13 protein-coding genes are annotated in these 16,680 nt (G+C 50.2%); 9 read left to right on the top strand and 4 right to left on the bottom strand.

Annotated features, from left to right (window positions below; all coding sequences use genetic code 11):
- Positions 1 to 164 precede the first annotated feature (164 nt).
- The 7 genes from ABO04_RS05550 (at position 165) to mnhG (ending at position 7,416) form a co-directional block, all read left to right on the top strand.
- The gene (locus ABO04_RS05550) at positions 165 to 827 is read left to right on the top strand and encodes a hypothetical protein (RefSeq protein WP_160809699.1); all 663 of its coding nucleotides are present in this window, start codon (positions 165 to 167) and stop codon (positions 825 to 827) included.
- A gap of 483 nt (positions 828 to 1,310) precedes the next feature.
- Positions 1,311 to 4,229 carry a monovalent cation/H+ antiporter subunit A gene (locus ABO04_RS05545; RefSeq protein WP_160809698.1) on the top strand — a complete coding sequence of 973 codons (2,919 nt, stop codon included), beginning with the start codon at positions 1,311 to 1,313 and terminating at the stop codon, positions 4,227 to 4,229.
- Positions 4,229 to 4,573: a Na+/H+ antiporter subunit C gene (locus ABO04_RS05540; protein WP_160809697.1), complete on the top strand. Its 345-nt coding sequence runs from the start codon at positions 4,229 to 4,231 to the stop codon at positions 4,571 to 4,573. The genes ABO04_RS05545 and ABO04_RS05540 overlap by 1 nt, the downstream gene beginning before the upstream one ends.
- Entirely contained in the window at positions 4,570 to 6,219 is a 1,650-nt protein-coding gene (locus ABO04_RS05535) for a monovalent cation/H+ antiporter subunit D (protein WP_160809696.1), read from the top strand. The genes ABO04_RS05540 and ABO04_RS05535 overlap by 4 nt, the downstream gene beginning before the upstream one ends.
- Positions 6,216 to 6,701: a Na+/H+ antiporter subunit E gene (locus ABO04_RS05530; RefSeq protein WP_160809695.1), complete on the top strand. Its 486-nt coding sequence runs from the start codon at positions 6,216 to 6,218 to the stop codon at positions 6,699 to 6,701. Before ABO04_RS05535 ends, ABO04_RS05530 begins: the two co-directional genes overlap by 4 nt.
- Positions 6,698 to 6,979, top strand: coding sequence for a K+/H+ antiporter subunit F (locus ABO04_RS05525; RefSeq protein WP_160809694.1), 282 nt, complete (start codon positions 6,698 to 6,700; stop codon positions 6,977 to 6,979). The genes ABO04_RS05530 and ABO04_RS05525 overlap by 4 nt, the downstream gene beginning before the upstream one ends.
- Positions 6,976 to 7,416 (top strand): monovalent cation/H(+) antiporter subunit G, encoded by a 441-nt coding sequence (gene mnhG / locus ABO04_RS05520; RefSeq protein ID WP_160809693.1) that lies wholly within the window; start codon positions 6,976 to 6,978, stop codon positions 7,414 to 7,416. Before ABO04_RS05525 ends, mnhG begins: the two co-directional genes overlap by 4 nt.
- Before the next feature lie 52 nt (positions 7,417 to 7,468).
- Here mnhG and ABO04_RS05515 read toward each other — a convergent pair whose 3' ends face one another.
- Both ABO04_RS05515 and ABO04_RS05510 read right to left on the bottom strand, forming a co-directional pair.
- A complete protein-coding gene (locus ABO04_RS05515) occupies positions 7,469 to 9,967 on the bottom strand; it encodes an FtsX-like permease family protein (protein ID WP_240141434.1) in 2,499 nt (832 codons plus the stop codon).
- Positions 9,968 to 10,039: 72 nt separating this feature from the next.
- Entirely contained in the window at positions 10,040 to 10,753 is a 714-nt protein-coding gene (locus tag ABO04_RS05510; protein WP_160809691.1) for an ABC transporter ATP-binding protein, read from the bottom strand.
- Here ABO04_RS05510 and ABO04_RS05505 point away from each other — a divergent pair.
- A complete protein-coding gene (locus ABO04_RS05505) occupies positions 10,752 to 11,447 on the top strand; it encodes an arylesterase (RefSeq protein WP_160809690.1) in 696 nt (231 codons plus the stop codon). The genes ABO04_RS05510 and ABO04_RS05505 overlap by 2 nt on opposite strands.
- Positions 11,448 to 11,485: 38 nt before the next feature.
- Here the strand turns inward: ABO04_RS05505 and ABO04_RS05500 are convergent, their stop codons facing one another.
- Positions 11,486 to 12,517: an RluA family pseudouridine synthase gene (locus ABO04_RS05500; RefSeq protein ID WP_240141433.1), complete on the bottom strand. Its 1,032-nt coding sequence runs from the start codon at positions 12,515 to 12,517 to the stop codon at positions 11,486 to 11,488.
- A gap of 442 nt (positions 12,518 to 12,959) precedes the next feature.
- Here ABO04_RS05500 and ABO04_RS05495 point away from each other — a divergent pair, with 442 nt between their 5' ends.
- Positions 12,960 to 15,509, top strand: a complete 2,550-nt coding sequence (locus tag ABO04_RS05495; protein WP_160809688.1) for an Rne/Rng family ribonuclease — start codon at positions 12,960 to 12,962, stop codon at positions 15,507 to 15,509.
- A 236-nt stretch (positions 15,510 to 15,745) separates the two neighbouring features.
- Here ABO04_RS05495 and xerD read toward each other — a convergent pair whose 3' ends face one another.
- Positions 15,746 to 16,663, bottom strand: coding sequence for a site-specific tyrosine recombinase XerD (gene xerD, locus ABO04_RS05490; RefSeq protein WP_160809687.1), 918 nt, complete (start codon positions 16,661 to 16,663; stop codon positions 15,746 to 15,748).
- Positions 16,664 to 16,680 lie beyond the last annotated feature (17 nt).

Here is a 16,680-nt window from a genome sequence, read left to right as displayed (position 1 = left end):
CTATTTTACCCGCAACCCGTAAGGAATCTGCGCAAGACTGGCAGATTTTGTAACAAATATGCATAATATGCAGGTTATTGGCAACGCTGCTTTCCCTGAGAAAAGGAATGGTGGATAATTAGCGCCTTTCATTCGAGTCACTTATTAATACGAAGGAGCAATTCATGTCGGATCAAAATACGCAGAACGGCGGCGATCAGTCCAAAGACAAGGTTGAATGGACCAAACCCGCTTCATTATTCAACATTCTGTGCAATAAGTTTGCGCCAATTTCCGATCTTCAGCATAAACAGCTGCCTTCGTGGTCGATTCTAGTTTTTCTGGGTGTACTGCTGCTGGTATTCGTCTGGAAACAAATTGCCGTAAACCAGGCTGAATCACGACTGGAAAAAGGCCAGGCAGAATTAACCCTGAAACTCGAACAGGAAAGCGAGGCACTGGCTAAAAAGGCACGCGCATACGCAGATAGCCAATACAACAAGGAAGAAGAGCGCTTTGGTCAGGTGCTGGCATGGGCTGTACGTGGTGAACTGATCCGCAATAATCTTGACCAGATCGACCAGTATCTGTCCGAACTTGTCAGAACAAAGGATACCGAGCGTGTCGTACTGATCAGTGACGAAGGCAAATTGCTGGTATCCACCGATAAAAGGCTGATAACCGAAGAAGCCTCAAATCTTTATCCAGAGGCAGTCCTCGATCTGCAAACCATTACCGTTAAATCGGATGTGGGTGGTAAAAAACTGCTGGTTGTGCCAGTCATGGGACTGAACAAGCGTATGGCCACCATCATCATCAGCTATAATCCGCCCCCTTTGCTGGATTAACACCATAAAATCATCACCTTCAAACCCCCCGTGCAACGGGGGGTTTGTTAATCTGCTGCGGGTGTAATTTCCTCTCCCTTGAAGCGTAACGTATTCACGTTGAGTGTGTATTTACACAAGGGTCATAACGCAAAATATTGTTATATTATTCTATACTTCGGCAAAATACTGAAAACTGCATTTGACTCGTGCACGAGTGAAACATTGAAAGACACATGCAGGTAAGGTAACAGGGCAGATCTCCCTGAAACCTGCTCAAAAATCTACCGAAGGATACATTGCGACGTTAAAACCGGACTCAATCACATACTTCAAGTATGTTCCGTTGTTCAATTCTGTCTTGCATTGTCTCCCTTGATTGAAAGGTTGAGCGGGTAAGTGAATTGCAATGAATGATATTCAATACTCCGCTGCTTGCGGCGAGGTTGTTTATTTTTCTCTGCTGGAATTTCCGGCAACATCATTTACATTATTTACCTGAAGATGAACAGCGAGGCCTTCCTTCTTCTCCTGATACTGTTGCCCTTTGCCGGAAGTACCCTGGCAGCCCTGTTGCCAGCCAATGCCCGCAACACGGAAGCATGGTTGTCAGGATGCGTCATGATCATCGCATTTGCAATTGTTGTATACCTTTACCCCTCTGTTTCAGAAGGAGAAGTACTTCGTAATAACATCGAATGGCTGCCTGGGTCGGATTTGAATTTCACACTCAGGATGGATGGTTTCGCCTGGATGTTTTCAATGCTAATTACCGGCATCGGTTTTCTGGTGGTGCTCTACGCACGCTACTATATGGACCCCGAAGACCCGGTTCCCCGTTTTTTCTCCTTTTTACTGGCTTTTGCCGGTGCCATGCAAGGCGTAGTCATCGCGGGCAACCTGATCCTGTTGGCAATCTTCTGGGAGCTCACCAGTATTTTTTCATTTTTGCTGATCGGTTACTGGCACCACAATGCTGCAGCACGTGACGGTGCACGGATGTCATTGATTATCACCGGAACCGGCGGGCTTTGCCTGCTTGCCGGATTAGTTCTTATCGGTTATATCGCTGGCAGCTACGATCTCGACGTTGTACTGGCTACCGGCAACACAATCCGGGAACACGAACTCTATGTTCCCGTGCTGGTGCTGATCCTATTGGGCGCACTCACTAAAAGCGCACAATTTCCATTCCATTTCTGGCTACCTAATGCAATGGCAGCCCCAACACCGGTATCAGCCTATCTGCACTCTGCGACCATGGTAAAAGCGGGTGTATTTCTGCTCACCCGGCTGTGGCCGGTATTATCTGGCACCAATGAATGGTTTTTATTGCTCGGGTTTGCCGGCATGAGCTCATTGCTGCTCGGCGCTTACTTCGCCATCTTTCAGCAGGATCTCAAAGGGTTGCTGGCCTATTCAACCATCAGCCACCTCGGCCTGATTACAACTTTGCTCAGTTTTGGCAGCCCGCTGGCCGCAGTGGCTGCCATTTTTCATATGCTGAATCATGCTACGTTCAAAGCCTCCCTGTTCATGGCCGCCGGTATCATCGACCATGAAGCAGGAACACGTGACATGCGCAAGCTGAGCGGCCTCTTCAGTTATATGCCGATTACCGCCACACTGGCCATGGTCGCCAGTGCTGCCATGGCGGGTGTACCACTTCTCAACGGGTTTTTGTCAAAAGAAATGTTTTTTTCTGAAACACTTGGTCAACACTCCGGCTCTATGCTGGATAGTATCCTCCCTTATGCTGCCACGATTGCCAGTGCCTTTTCCGTAACCTATTCCATACGCTTCATTCATACCGTCTTTTTCGGCCCCAAACCTTTGGAGCTTCCCCGCGAACCGCATGAACCTCCCCACTGGATGCGGCGGCCAATCGAATTCCTGGTGCTAGCCTGTCTCATTATCGGCATCATTCCCGGTATCACCATTGGCCCTTACCTGCATACTGCTGTGACTTCGGTATTACACGAACATACACCACTTTACAGCCTGGCCGTATGGCATGGTATCAACACACCCCTGATTATGAGCATGACGGCGCTGATCGGCGGAGCGCTGCTTTACCTGGTTCTGCAGAATTACCTCGCCCAAAGTGAAGATGGTCCACCCGGCATACGACAGTTCAAGGGACAGCGCATTTTTGAACGATTACTGGTTGCACTCTCCTGGCGCTGGGCGCGCTGGATGGAGGAAACATTTGGTACGCAACGTCTGCAGCCACAACTGTTTCTGGTCATTTTCATTGCGTTGATTGCGGGCAGCTGGCCATTCCTTGAGATGAATTCCGGTTTTAGCCTGGCAGCGACTGCCGGAATCGATCCCGTTTTTGCGCTACTCTGGGGAGTAGGGGCCGCCTGCGCGCTTGGAGCTGCTTATCAAGCCAAATATCATCGGTTGGCTGCATTGATCCTGATGGGGGGAGCTGGTCTTGTCACCTGTGTCACTTTCGTCTGGTTTTCCGCACCCGATCTGGCCGTTACCCAGCTGCTGGTTGAAATCGTCACCACCGTTCTGATTCTGCTCGGCCTGCGCTGGTTGCCAAAAAGGCAGGAACAGGTTGACAACGCCACGACGCCGATTTCATGGACACGCAGAGTGCGTGATTTCGTGCTTGCTGTCAGCTGCGGTAGCGGGATGACATTCATTGCCTACAACATAATGACTCATGCCGAACTGTCGGAAAGCATTGCCGAATTCTTTCTGGAACGGGCCTATTCGGAAGGTGGCGGCAACAATGTTGTTAACGTCATTCTGGTCGATTTCCGCGGCTTTGACACACTTGGAGAAATCACGGTGCTGGGCATTGTGGCGCTTACCGTGTACGCGCTGCTAAGACGCTTCCGTCCTGCACCAGACAGTATCGAAGTTCCGGAGCAACAACGCATACAAAATGACTTCGATGACCGTCATCCTGATCGCAAAATTGGCGAAACGGTACACGATTACCTGATGATACCTGCCGTGCTCATGCAGTGGATGTTCCCGTTTATCATTCTGTTGGCTGTCTATTTCTTTCTGCGCGGCCATGATCTGCCAGGTGGCGGATTCGCCGCCGGTATCACTCTGGCGATCGGCCTCCTGCTGCAATATCTCGCCAGTGGCACCCGTTGGGTGGAAGATCACTTGCGTATCCTGCCAATCCGCTGGATTGGCTTTGGTCTGCTGCTGGCTGCGTTGACCGGAATGGGATCCTGGTTATTTGGATTTCCCTTTCTCACTTCTCATTCCACCTATCTGGAGATACCTCTGCTCGGCAAAATACCTGTTGCTACTGCCCTGTTCTTTGATCTGGGCGTCCTTTTGCTGGTTGTCGGCGCAACCGCCCTGATGTTGATTGCCATTGCACATCAGTCGATTCGCAGTCATCGTGCACGTGCTATTGAACCCGCCAAAACCAAGGAGGACAGCTGATGGAGCTAGTACTATCTCTCAGTATCGGAATATTGGCTGGATCCGGCGTCTGGTTATTACTGCGTCCACGCACCTATCAGGTCATTATCGGGCTGGGACTGCTTTCCTATGCCGTTAATCTATTTATCTTCAGTGTAGGCCGACTGGTAATGGGCAGACCACCCATTACACAGGCAGGCGCCCAGATTGATCCGGCTGCCTTTGCCGATCCGGTACCCCAGGCGCTGGTGCTGACAGCCATTGTCATCGGGTTTGCCACAACGGCACTGTTTCTGGTCATTCTGCTGGCTTCACGTGGCCTGACAGGTACCGATCATGTAGATGGTAAGGAGCCCGATCGATGAGATTGTCTCCGGAAGCCCTTGTCATTGCTCCTATTCTGATTCCGCTCGTTGCTGGTGCATTACAGCTTTTTCTCGATGATCGCGGACGCAAGCTGAAAGCGGCCCTATCCATTCTATCGACTGTTGCCTTGCTGATAATCTCGATTCAGCTGCTACGCTTTACTCATGCCGATGGTGACATAAGCGAAGGCAGAATTGCAGTCTACCTGCTTGGCAACTGGCCTCCTCCATTTGCCATCAATCTGGTACTGGATCGCTTGTCCGCCATGATGCTGACTCTGACCGCAACGCTCGCTCTGCCTGTTTTGATATTTTCACTGGGACGCTGGCACAAGGCCGGAGTACATTTTCATACGTTGTTTCTGTTGCTATTGATGGGATTAAATGGCGCATTTTTGACCGGGGATCTGTTCAATCTCTTCGTGTTTTTTGAAGTCATGCTAGCAGCCTCCTACGGATTGGTACTGCACGGATCCGGCTTGCTTCGGGTAAAAGCTGGAGTACATTACATCGCCATCAATCTCGTTGCTTCATTGCTATTCCTGATTGGAGTAGCCCTGATCTACGGCGTCACCGGTACACTGAATATGGCTGATCTCGCCATACGCATCCCGCAAATCAGTGAAACCAATTACATGATGCTGGAGTCCGGAGCCGCCATTTTGAGTGTGGCTTTTTTGATCAAGGCAGGCATGTGGCCGTTGAGCTTCTGGTTGCCGGCAACCTATGCCGCAGCTCCGGCACCATCTGCTGCTATCTTTGCCATCATGAGTAAAGTCGGCATTTATGTATTGTTACGCCTGGCACTACTTTTTTTCGGACATGACCCTGACTTTCCGGAAGGGCCAGGTGCGCAGATATTGCTCTATGGTGGTCTGGCAACCATCAGTTTCGGCACTGTCGGTGTCCTCGCCTCGCAGACTCTGGGACGATTTGCCGGTTTTTCGGTGTTAATCTCATCCGGCACATTACTGACAAGCATGGGCCTAGTGCAAACCGAAGTGACCGCCGGAGCCTTGTATTATCTTGTGAGCTCCACGCTGGCAATCAGCGCTCTATTCCTGCTCATAGAGCTGATTGAAAGAGGGCAGAACATGGCTACCAGCGTACTGGCCGTTACCATGGAAGCCTTCGGCTATCAGGACGAGGAAACAGAGGATGAGGAAATTGTGGGGGTAGTCATTCCTCGAACGATTGCAGTTCTTGGCACCTGCTTCGCCGCTTGTGCCATTTTATTAATTGGCCTGCCACCCCTTTCAGGTTTCATTGCCAAATTTGTCATCCTGTCCGCGTTATTCAATCCTGATGCAGCAAACCAGATGACGAATATCCCGACAGTATCCTGGTGGTTCATGGCATTGCTCATTCTTTCCGGGCTGGCTACGCTGATTGCCATGAGTCGTTCTGGTATCCACGCATTCTGGGTGCCTCCGGCTGATGCCGTACTGCCACGGGTGTTATTTATTGAAATTCTTCCGATTGCTGTTTTACTGTGCACAACGCTTGTACTGACCCTACAGGCAGGACCAGTGATGCGTTTCATGGAAGCAACGGCAAGCAGTCTACATGCGCCGCAACCCTATATTGAAAGTGTAATGCATGCGCCTCGTACTGAACTGCCGCAACCGCTGAAGGCAACAGAATGAGCAAGCTATTCTCTTACCCGCTGCTTATTGTTTTGCTGACCACTACATGGCTGATGCTGACCGGCTTTTCACTCGGCCAGTTTTTACTCGGCCTGACCACTGCCCTCGTTGCCGCATGGGGATTAACGGTACTGAGTCCGGCAAAACCACGGTTCAGGCGCTGGGATTTGCTGCCTAAGCTGTTTGCAATCGTATTTTATGACATTGTGCGATCCAATCTTGCTGTCGCCAGCATTATTCTGCATGGCGGCAAACGCATCGGAAAATCGAACTTTATGGCTATTCCGCTTGATCTGCGTGATCCTACTGGATTGGCTTATCTGGCTGTTATCATCACCAGTACCCCTGGTACAGCCTGGATCGACTACAACTCAGCACGCAGCGTCCTGATACTGCATATTTTCGATCTGGTTGACGAAGCAGTCTGGTTGGATCTGATCAAGAATCGCTATGAATACTTGTTACGGGAGATATTTGAATGAGCGCGGCCATACTCTTCTGGGCTGTTACCATCGCACAGGTTGCGCTGGCAATTGCCATGGCATTAGCATTGATTCGCATCATCAGAGGGCCACGCGCCCAGGATCGCGTGCTGGGACTGGATACGCTCTATTGCAATGCAATGTTGCTGATGCTTGTTTTCGGCATACGCACCAGCAATTCACTGTATTTTGAAGTTTCGCTAATTATCGCAGCTTTGGGTTTTGTGGCAACTGTAGCACTTGCCAAGTTCCTGATGCGTGGGGAGGTTATTGAATGAATCAGGCTGCCGATTTGCCTATATGGGCTGCGTTACTCATTGCCATCTTTCTGCTCATTGGCGCCGGATTAACCCTGATCGGTTCTTTCGGATTCTACCGTTTGCGCAGCTTCTACGATCGCATTCATGCACCAACACTGGGAACAAGCTGGGGAACAGCTGGTATCGTTATCGCTTCGATTATCTATTTCAGTGTAGTGGAATCACGGCTTGTTCTATATCAGTTGCTGATCGGCGCATTCGTCATTGTCACCACACCGGTAACCCTGATATTGCTGAGCCGTGCCGCACTGTACCGTGATCGCGCAGAAAACAGTCCTGATGTCCCTCCACTTGACGTCCTTCCCCTAGCTCCGTCCGAAAATCCATCCAGGACATCAAACCCGGAGAAGGCGCCCATCACTGCCCATAACAACACTCACATCGGGGAAAAATAATCTGATTTCGCCGCTGCTGCCAGACTCAAAACCCATTTAACGAATTACTGCTTTACTTTCTCAGTACCTGCAATGGTGGCTGGGACAAGGTTGTGCGTGTTCCCATCAAACCAAACGCCGTCACGCCAATCACGCTGATCAGTATGCCCGTCACTCCAATCCACGGGCCAGGTGAATACGTGATATGCAATGCATATTTTCCGATCAGAGAACTCAGCACGGCTGCCCCAGCTGCCGCAAAAAAACCTGCCAGTGCTCCGAGTACAGCAAATTCCACCGCCCACGCGCGTGCAAGCTGCCGTTTTCTTGCCCCGAATGTGCGAAAAATTGCAGCCTCGTAAATTCTTTCGTCTTGAGTCGAAGCAATCGCCGCGTACATCACAGCAAATCCCGCCAACAGTGTAAACAAAAATACAAATTCGATTGCGTGCGTCACCTGCCCGACCATGCTTTGCACACGTTCGATCACGCTTGCCACATCAATAATCAAAAAATTCGGAAAAGCACGTGTCAGCTCCTGCATGATATAAATCTTGTCGGGTGGCAAATAAAAGCTGGTGATGTAACTTGCAGGATAATTATCGAGTAGCCCGGGGCGAACTACTGCAAAAAAATTCACATGAAATGTATCCCAGTCCACCTTGCGTAAACTCGTAATTGTTGCCGAGAAGCCCCCTCCCCCCGTGTAAAAACTCAGGCGATCTCCCAATTTGAGGCCAAGCGTTTCAGCAAATCCTTCCTCCATGGACAACTCATGTTCGGAAGAGATCACTGTCTCGCGCCACCAGTGTCCTGCCACAATTTCATTGTCTGGTTGCAGCGTATCCATCCAGGATAAATTGAATTCGCGGTTAATCAGTTGCTTTGCCCGCGGATCAGGATAATCTTCGAGATTGACTGCCCGGTCATTAATCTTCAACAATCGGCCACGTACCATTGGAAAAACCTGCGGTCGCGGAATGGCGTGGCCATCGAAAAACACCATCAGCTGCTCCTGCTGATCCGGCTGAACATTAACCAGAAAGCGATTGGGTGCATTTTCCGGCAAACGTGCCTGCCAGTCCTGGAGCAGATCATTACGCGTTAATGCTAATGTCAGCAATGCCATCAATCCCAATCCCAATGCAGTCGCCTGCACCAGACTGGGAATAGCGCGCCTCCGGATATTGGCAAGCCCGTAACTCCACGGGCCGGAACCAGGTGAACGCGTCAGCAGAAACAGCCTGATCAGCAGCCAGCCAATCAGGCCAAAGAGAATGACTGCCAACAGAAAACCCAGCATGATCATGATTCCCAGTTTAAATGACCCGGCTTTCCAGATAAACAGTATGGACAGTATGGCTACCCCGAATCCATAGCCGGCCAGGCTGTGTATATTGGCCAGCTCCAGATCACGCCGAATCACCCGTAATGCGGGCACCTGTCGCAGATTCAGAAGTGGCGGTAAGGCAAAACCCAGCAACAGCACCATACCGGTCAGCATTCCCTGAATAGCTGGCAGCGTACTGGGTAACGGTAATGTCACCCCGATCAGCTCCTCCAGCCAGTAAGATAAAAATTCCTGAGTAAGCACGGCCAATACACACCCCAACAGGCTCGCGGTAAAACCCAGCATCATGAAGTAATAAGAATACAGGCGCAGCAGATCGGATTCGGTTGCACCCAAGCAACGCATAACCGCACAGCCATCCAGGTGACGTTGAATGAAACGGCGAATGGCCAGCGCAATCGCAGCTGCCGCTACCACTACACTGGCGAGAGCAGCCAGATTCAAAAATTTGCCGGCGCGATCAAGTGCTGAACGGATTTCCGGGCGTGCGTCCTGAATACCTTCTACACGCTCGCCCGGAGACAGCCTGTCTTTGACCCAGTGCCTGAACTCACTCACCCGTGCCTCATCTCCCGCTACCAGAAGCTGATAGCTGATTCGGCTGCCCGGCCGGACAAGCTGGGTAGCAGCCAGATCTTTCTCATTCATCAGCAATCTGGGATTCATGCCAATGAAACCGACAGAATGATCCGGCTCACTTTTGACCATGGACATGATTGTCATTTCGGAAACGCCTACTTCAATCTTATCGCCCAAAGTCACTTTCAAGCCATCCATCACTTTTTCATCCACCCAGACTGTTCCGGGCTCAGGAATTCCCTGGGCAGTCCTGACGGATTGAACAAGATCTTTTTCTGCAGGCGGGCCGGCCAGTTTCAGCTCACCCCGCAGCGGATAACCAGGCGCCACTGCCTTGATACTCGTTAAAAGATTATTGTCGCCAAAACTGATCATGCTGGGGAATCTGATCAAATGAGTAGTACTTAACCCGATCCGGTTCGCATATTCAGCATAGGCAGGGGGTACAGGATTATCGGAAGTTACCAGCAGATCTCCGCCCAGCAGCTGATTGCTTTCCAGCACCAATGCCTTTTGCACTCGATCCGAAAAGAAACTGACAGTTGCCACACTGCTCACTGCTATAACCAGTGCAAGAGTCAAAATATGCAACTCTCCCGCCCGCCAGTCCCGCAGCAGCATACGCAAAGAAAGCCTGATCATGTTCATTTCAGGATACCCTCGAACAAATAATTCAAAACAGAAATGCCCAGAAAGCGGGAAGGTTGATGCATATCAATCAACAGCCCGGCCAGCAACCAGCTCAATTACCCGGGAGCACCGGGCAGACAGGTTTTTATCATGTGTCACCAGAACGAGCGTGGTTCCCTGTTCCCGATTGATTTTGAACATCAGATCGATGATCTGGGCTCCGGTTGCCGCATCCAGATTGCCAGTCGGCTCATCAGCAAATAACAATTTGGGACCGGTGACAAAAGCTCGTGCGATCGCCACACGTTGTTGCTCCCCTCCGGAAAGCTGTCTGGGATAATGTTCGACCCTTTCTTCCAACCCGACCCGCACCAGCCAGTTATGTGCGATATCATGTACATTGTCAGCACCCGACAGTTCCAACGGCAGCATGACATTTTCAAGCGCAGTCAGTGACGGCAACAACTGGAATGACTGAAACATGAACCCCAGCAACCTGCCACGCAAACTGGCGCGCTCATCCTCATCCAGCTTGAAAATATCTTCCCCATCCAGAAAAACGGTGCCACGGGTCGGCACATCCAGCCCTGCCAACAAACCCAGCAAGGTTGATTTCCCGGAACCGGAAGCGCCCACTACAGCAATTGATTCCCCCGCACTGACCTGCAGATTGATATCCTGCAGAATAGTCAGCCGGTCTCCCCCCGTATCCACCTCTCTGGTTAAATTACTAGTCTGTATGATAGGCTGATTACCACTTACAGGAACCGATTGTTCAACAGCTGACTTTCTTGCCATGAAAAAACTATTGTTTGTCATATTATGTTTATTTGGTACCCTCCCGTTCAATTCAGCCTGGTCAGGAACAGACACCAGAATCATGGTGCTGGGGGACAGCCTGTCCGCAGGATACGGGCTGCCACCGGAATCCGGATGGGTGAATCTGCTGGAACGGCGATTACACAGTAAATCCACCAATTACAAAGTTATAAACGTCAGTATCAGTGGAGAAACCACCCTGGGTGGGCGCAAACGGATAGAGCAGGCACTGAGAAACAACGAATCGGATATCATCATCGTTGCACTGGGAGCAAATGACGGTTTGCAAGGCCGCTCAATCTCGTCCATTTATGAAAATCTGGAAGCGGTTATCCTGATCTGTAAACAACACAACGTCACCCCACTTCTCGTCGGCATGCAATTGCCACCTAATTATGGCATAAGTTACACGCAAAGGTTTCGTGATATCTACCCGCGTCTGGCGGAGGATCAACAACTGCAACTAGCTCCATTCCTAATGGAAGGTTTTGGTGATCAGATCGAATTCTTTCAGGTGGATGGTATCCATCCCACTGTACAGGCTCAGAAAAAAATGCTTGACAATATCTGGCCTTCACTGATTTCCGTGCTGAAGTCACGACAAACACAAACACCCGTCACCAGCAAGAATCAGCCTGATGAAATTGATACGTCAACCGGATTAACGCAGTAAATTCATCTATATGAAATATCAACTTCCAGACAGGAGTATCAGGACATTCTAAAATTCATATCCAGATTTCTCAGCAATATCCGTAATTCATCCGGAAGAGGTGCTTCCAGACGCAAAAGATTGCCAGTTACCGGGTGTGTACAAACAAATACTGCAGCATGCAAAAACATGCGCCTTAATACCCGCCCTTTTCCGTCATCTTTTTGCAATCGTCTATTCAATCCGAAGTCACCATATTTATCATCTCCGGCAATTGGAAAACCAAGATGCGCCAGATGTACCCGAATCTGGTGAGTGCGACCGGTTTTAAGCTCAGCATCAAGCAGACTGAAGTCTTCCCGGGCGCTCTGCAAAGTAAACAACGTATGCGCCTGCTGCACCTTATCATGATCATTTCTGCCAGTGGCTATTGCCACACGTCGTTCCCCTTCCGCAGTTAAATACTTATGCAATGGCAAGCGAACATTTTGCAGTGGATTTTTCCATTTCCCGCGAACCAGTGCCAGATAATGCTTCCGGACTGTCCCCTCGCGAATCTGCTCGTGCAACGCCAGCAAGGATCGCCGTTTTCGGGCAAGCAGCAGTACACCAGACGTTTCACGATCAAGGCGGTGCACCAGTTCCAGAAATTTCCAGTCCGGGTGTTGCCGGCGTAACTGTTCAATCACACCATAGCTGATACCACTACCCCCATGAACCGCGATCCCGGCCGGCTTATCGATCACCAGCAGATCGTCGTCCTGATACAGAACAGTAAGGTGATCCGCCTGATACGGCACCTGATGAGATATTGGCTTTGCCCGCATGAGAACGGGTGGGATACGCACCTTGTCATGCAGCAACAAACGATAGCTTGCATCAATGCGTTTGCTGTTGACACGCACCTGGCCACTGCGAAGCAATTGATAAATATGACGTCTGGGTATACCCTTGAGTAGTTTGATGAGAAAATTATCGATACGTTGCCCTTCAGCAGTTTCATCAATCTGTTTAACAGCTGCATGTTCCGATATAATAGTCGGTATAATTTTCTCTTTACCGGGCACACTGCTTTTACCTATACTCTTCAAACTCGAATTCCTGTAAATCTGTTTTTTCACCATGAAGCAATTGCGTGGTCTATCAAGAAATCATATACCCGGAGTTTCGTTTTCATACGCTGGATGAACCCAGTTTCCGGATGGTTAATGTCGCTCACCATTTTAAAAAGTAGCGATGATAATTAATTTGCGCGCTCGAAACATACATAGATTCAAGTTCCTGATCTCATACCCGGCCATACAGGGTATGCTCTCTGCTGGCTCCGTGCCTCACTCATTCCTGATCCGGCCAGCCCGAAGATCGAGATGCCGAGTGATCATTATCGATTGGTCAACCTCACAGGATATCGAAACCATTATTCGTATCATGTCCAGCACTTGGACCACAGGCAAATCCGTACAAAAAATATTAGGACGCCACACTGACAGCGAACGAAAGGTTTACCCGTACACCGAGCGCGGGAGACACTAAATGAAACGCATGTTATTCAATGCGACCCAGCCGGAAGAGCTGCGTGTCGCTATTGTAGATGGGCAAAAGCTCATTGATATCGATATTGAAACCTTAGGCAAGGAGCAACGCAAAAGCAATATTTACAAAGCCACTGTTACGCGCCTTGAACCCAGTCTTGAAGCAGCTTTTGTTGATTACGGTGCTGGGCGCCATGGTTTTTTACCCTACAAGGAAATTGCGCCCACCTGTTTTGACAAAAAGACCGAACGATCCAGCCATCGTGTCGGTGAGCTGCTGCGCGAAGGCAAGGAGCTGATTGTACAGGTTGACAAGGATGAACGCGGCAATAAAGGTGCTGCGCTCACAACCTATATCTCGCTGGCTGGCCGCTACCTCGTTCTGATGCCCAACAATCCACAAGGAGGGGGTATTTCTCGCCGCGTCAGCGCAGAAGAACGGGCGGAGCTGCGTGAAGTTATCAACCACCTCCAAGTACCTGACGGCATGAGCATCATTGCACGCACCGCGGGGATCGGACGCAATGAAGAGGAATTGCAGTGGGATCTGAATTATCTGGTGCAACTCTGGCGCGCGATCGAGGAAGCAGCAAATAGTGAAAGCGGCGTCTTTCTGATTTATCAGGAAAGCAGTCTGGTGATCCGTGCCATTCGCGATTATTTTCATGCGGAAATCGGTGAAATTCTGATTGACAATCCTGAAATATACGAGCAGGCATACCAGTTCATGGCCAATGTCATGCCGGCAAATGTTGATCGGTTAAAGCTCTACCAGGACGATATCCCGCTATTTTCCCGTTTTCAGATCGAACACCAGATTGAAACAGCCTACTCCCGCCAGGTTACCCTGCCTTCAGGAGGATCGATCGTAATTGATCATACCGAGGCACTGGTTTCGATCGACGTCAACTCGGCACGCGCCATACGGGGTTCCGACATAGAAGCCACCGCGCTCAACACCAACCTTGAAGCAACCGATGAGATCACCCGACAATTACGTTTGCGCGATCTGGGAGGCCTAGTGGTCGTCGATTTTATCGATATGGAAATCACTCGCAACCAGCGAGAAGTGGAAACCAGCCTGCTCAAGGCATTGCGCCTGGATCGTGCGCGTGTCCAGATTGGCAAAATTTCCCGCTTCGGACTGCTGGAGTTGTCCCGTCAACGTCTGCGGCCCTCGCTCGGGGAAGGGAACTACATCCCTTGCCCCCGTTGTCACGGTACTGGCCATATCCGGGGAACAGACTCATCCGCGCTGCACATCCTCAGAATTATCCAGGAAGAAGCAATGAAAGAGCAAACCAGTATGCTGCAGGTGCAGTTGCCGGTAGATGTTGCCACATTTCTGCTGAACGAGAAACGATCAGAGATCTATCGGCTTGAAGCACGCCTGAAGGTTGGAATTATCCTGATCCCCAATATCTATATGGAGACACCCAATTACACGATAACCCGGCTGCGCCATGAAGATATCAAATCGGCGGAATTACCACCAAGCTACGAAATGGTGGAAAAAACCACTGAAGAAGTCACACTGCCATCCACCTCTCATGAGCAAAAGACTGTTCGACCAAAAGCAGCGGTAACGGGTATCAAACCTGAACAACCCGCACCCGTTCCGGAAGAGAAACCCCGGGAACAACTCTCATTCCTGGACAAGTTTTTCAGTCTGTTCAGGCCGGCAAGCAGCAACCGGGTGGAGTCTGATCAGATAGCAGAGGAATCTCAGGCCAAACCGCTCCGTGGAGAACGCAGCCGGAACAGGCGCGATCGAGGCCGTAACAGGCATACAAAAAACAATATTCAAGGTACAACGACAAGCGAGGCATTACAGGAAACAGGCAATCCATCTCTACTCGAACCCACAACTGAACATGCTGTTGAAAATACGAACAACGGTAGCCGTCATCGCCATAAAGCCAGCCGACAAGAGCAGAAGCAAATGCAGGAACCCGGGGCGGAAGGTAACCTGCCTGATACAACGACAACCGGGGAAAACACGATACCAGCAGAAGATTCTGTTAACGAAAGAAAAACAGATAGAAGAAGCCGTTCACGCCGTCGCCGCGGAGGAATGCATCGCGATCGGGAAGATACAGGCAAAATCATAGAATCAGGTAAGGCTGCCCAGGTTACTGACAGCAAGAATACCGAACCGGTTGCACCTTCGACTGATGATAAGGAAGACACAAAGCTTTCATTCCTGCCTCCCTTAGAGCCGACTCAGCATATTATACCGACAGCATCCACTGATGCCATTGCGATAGCACAGGAAATAACATCTATCAGGGTAACTGAACCAATAAATACTAATGCTGAATCAGGCGCTAAACCACAGGCTGCTTCGGCTTCGGAATCCCGTCACCCCATCGAGCTACCTGATCTTGCTCAGAGTGGCTTGATCATGATAGAAACTGCTCCGGATAAAATATCCGAAATACCAGAAGAATCCCTGGCACCAGTCAAAAAGCGGCGCAGCAGGCCCAACCATTCAGCAGAACCGGATACAACAAGCTCCGAACCTTTGGTACAGGTAGAAACAAAGGATTGATCCGTAACTGAACATTGTATCTATGGCGGATGCGCTAACGATGAGGGTGAGTACGTCCGTCATTATGCTGCAGCTAAGGAGCCTCTGAAAAATGTTAACGAGGCAGTCAGTTCAAGACAGAAGTCGGCAAAAAGGCGGAGTTTATGCGTAATAAATGAGCATTTTGGGCCGACTCTTAACGCATAAAGACAACGCAAATCGTTTCTCAGAGACTCTTTAACACGTCCAGTGTGTCGCTACAGCTTCCCCCTTGGATGATGCCGGGCATGCAGCTGCCTGAGCCGCTCGCGTGCAATGTGGGTATAAATTTGCGTAGTTGCAATATCACTATGGCCCAGCAGCAGCTGCACCACGCGCAAATCGGCGCCATGATTAAGCAAATGGGTGGCAAACGCGTGGCGAAGTGTATGGGGTGACAGCAATTTTACAATCCCGGCCTGTTGTGCGTGACGCTTGATCAAATACCAGAACGCCTGGCGGGTCATGGCATCCCCTCGTGTCGTAACAAACAACATATTGCTGTGTTTGCCTGCCAGCAATACCGGGCGCGCTTGCGTAAGATACAAACCCAGCCAGTGCAGCGCCTCTTCTCCCAAGGGAATCAGACGCTCCTTGCTGCCCTTGCCCAGGATACGTGCCACGCCCATATCCTGACGGATCTGGGCAATGCCCAACCCAACCAGTTCTGAAACACGCAATCCTGCAGCATAGAGTACCTCCAGCATGGCACGGTCACGTAAACCAAGTGGCTGCCGGGTATCCGGGGCTGCCAGCAGTGCTTCCACTTCAGATTCAGTCAGGCTTACAGGGAGATGACGGGAAATTTTTGGATTATCTATATTGACAGCAGGATCGACAAAAATCTTTCCCTGACGCAGCAGATACCGGTAAAACCGTTTGATACAGGCCAGTGTTCTGCAAGTAGTACTCGCTTTCATCCCCTGCCCGATTCTGTCTGACAGAAAAGCCAGTAAATCAGCTTGTGTTATTTCTCTCAATGACACGTTTGCCCGTTCCTGTCGATTGAGCCATTCGACCAGTTGCATCAAATCAGATCGATAGCTGGCGAGTGTATTACGCGATAAACCATCTTCCAGCCACAAGGCATCTGTAAACTCATCCAGCATCCGGACATTGGTCTCAGCGACATTCATCCTAGAAACCGTAGTTG

It is taken from the genome of Nitrosomonas sp. HPC101, assembly GCF_009833125.1.
Taxonomy (GTDB): Bacteria; Pseudomonadota; Gammaproteobacteria; order Burkholderiales; family Nitrosomonadaceae; genus Nitrosomonas.
Note: the sequence above shows the minus strand (reverse complement) of the source record. Positions and strands in the feature narration are given on the sequence as shown.

Coding starts and splice junctions, on each gene's coding strand:
- ABO04_RS05550 (WP_160809699.1), top strand. CDS start 165: ATGTCGGATCAAAATACGCAGAACGGCGGCGATCAGTCCAAAGACAAG.
- ABO04_RS05545 (WP_160809698.1), top strand. CDS start 1,311: ATGAACAGCGAGGCCTTCCTTCTTCTCCTGATACTGTTGCCCTTTGCC.
- ABO04_RS05540 (WP_160809697.1), top strand. CDS start 4,229: ATGGAGCTAGTACTATCTCTCAGTATCGGAATATTGGCTGGATCCGGC.
- ABO04_RS05535 (WP_160809696.1), top strand. CDS start 4,570: ATGAGATTGTCTCCGGAAGCCCTTGTCATTGCTCCTATTCTGATTCCG.
- ABO04_RS05530 (WP_160809695.1), top strand. CDS start 6,216: ATGAGCAAGCTATTCTCTTACCCGCTGCTTATTGTTTTGCTGACCACT.
- ABO04_RS05525 (WP_160809694.1), top strand. CDS start 6,698: ATGAGCGCGGCCATACTCTTCTGGGCTGTTACCATCGCACAGGTTGCG.
- mnhG (WP_160809693.1), top strand. CDS start 6,976: ATGAATCAGGCTGCCGATTTGCCTATATGGGCTGCGTTACTCATTGCC.
- ABO04_RS05515 (WP_240141434.1), bottom strand. CDS start 9,967: ATGATCAGGCTTTCTTTGCGTATGCTGCTGCGGGACTGGCGGGCGGGA.
- ABO04_RS05505 (WP_160809690.1), top strand. CDS start 10,752: ATGAAAAAACTATTGTTTGTCATATTATGTTTATTTGGTACCCTCCCG.
- ABO04_RS05510 (WP_160809691.1), bottom strand. CDS start 10,753: ATGGCAAGAAAGTCAGCTGTTGAACAATCGGTTCCTGTAAGTGGTAAT.
- ABO04_RS05495 (WP_160809688.1), top strand. CDS start 12,960: ATGAAACGCATGTTATTCAATGCGACCCAGCCGGAAGAGCTGCGTGTC.
- xerD (WP_160809687.1), bottom strand. CDS start 16,663: ATGAATGTCGCTGAGACCAATGTCCGGATGCTGGATGAGTTTACAGAT.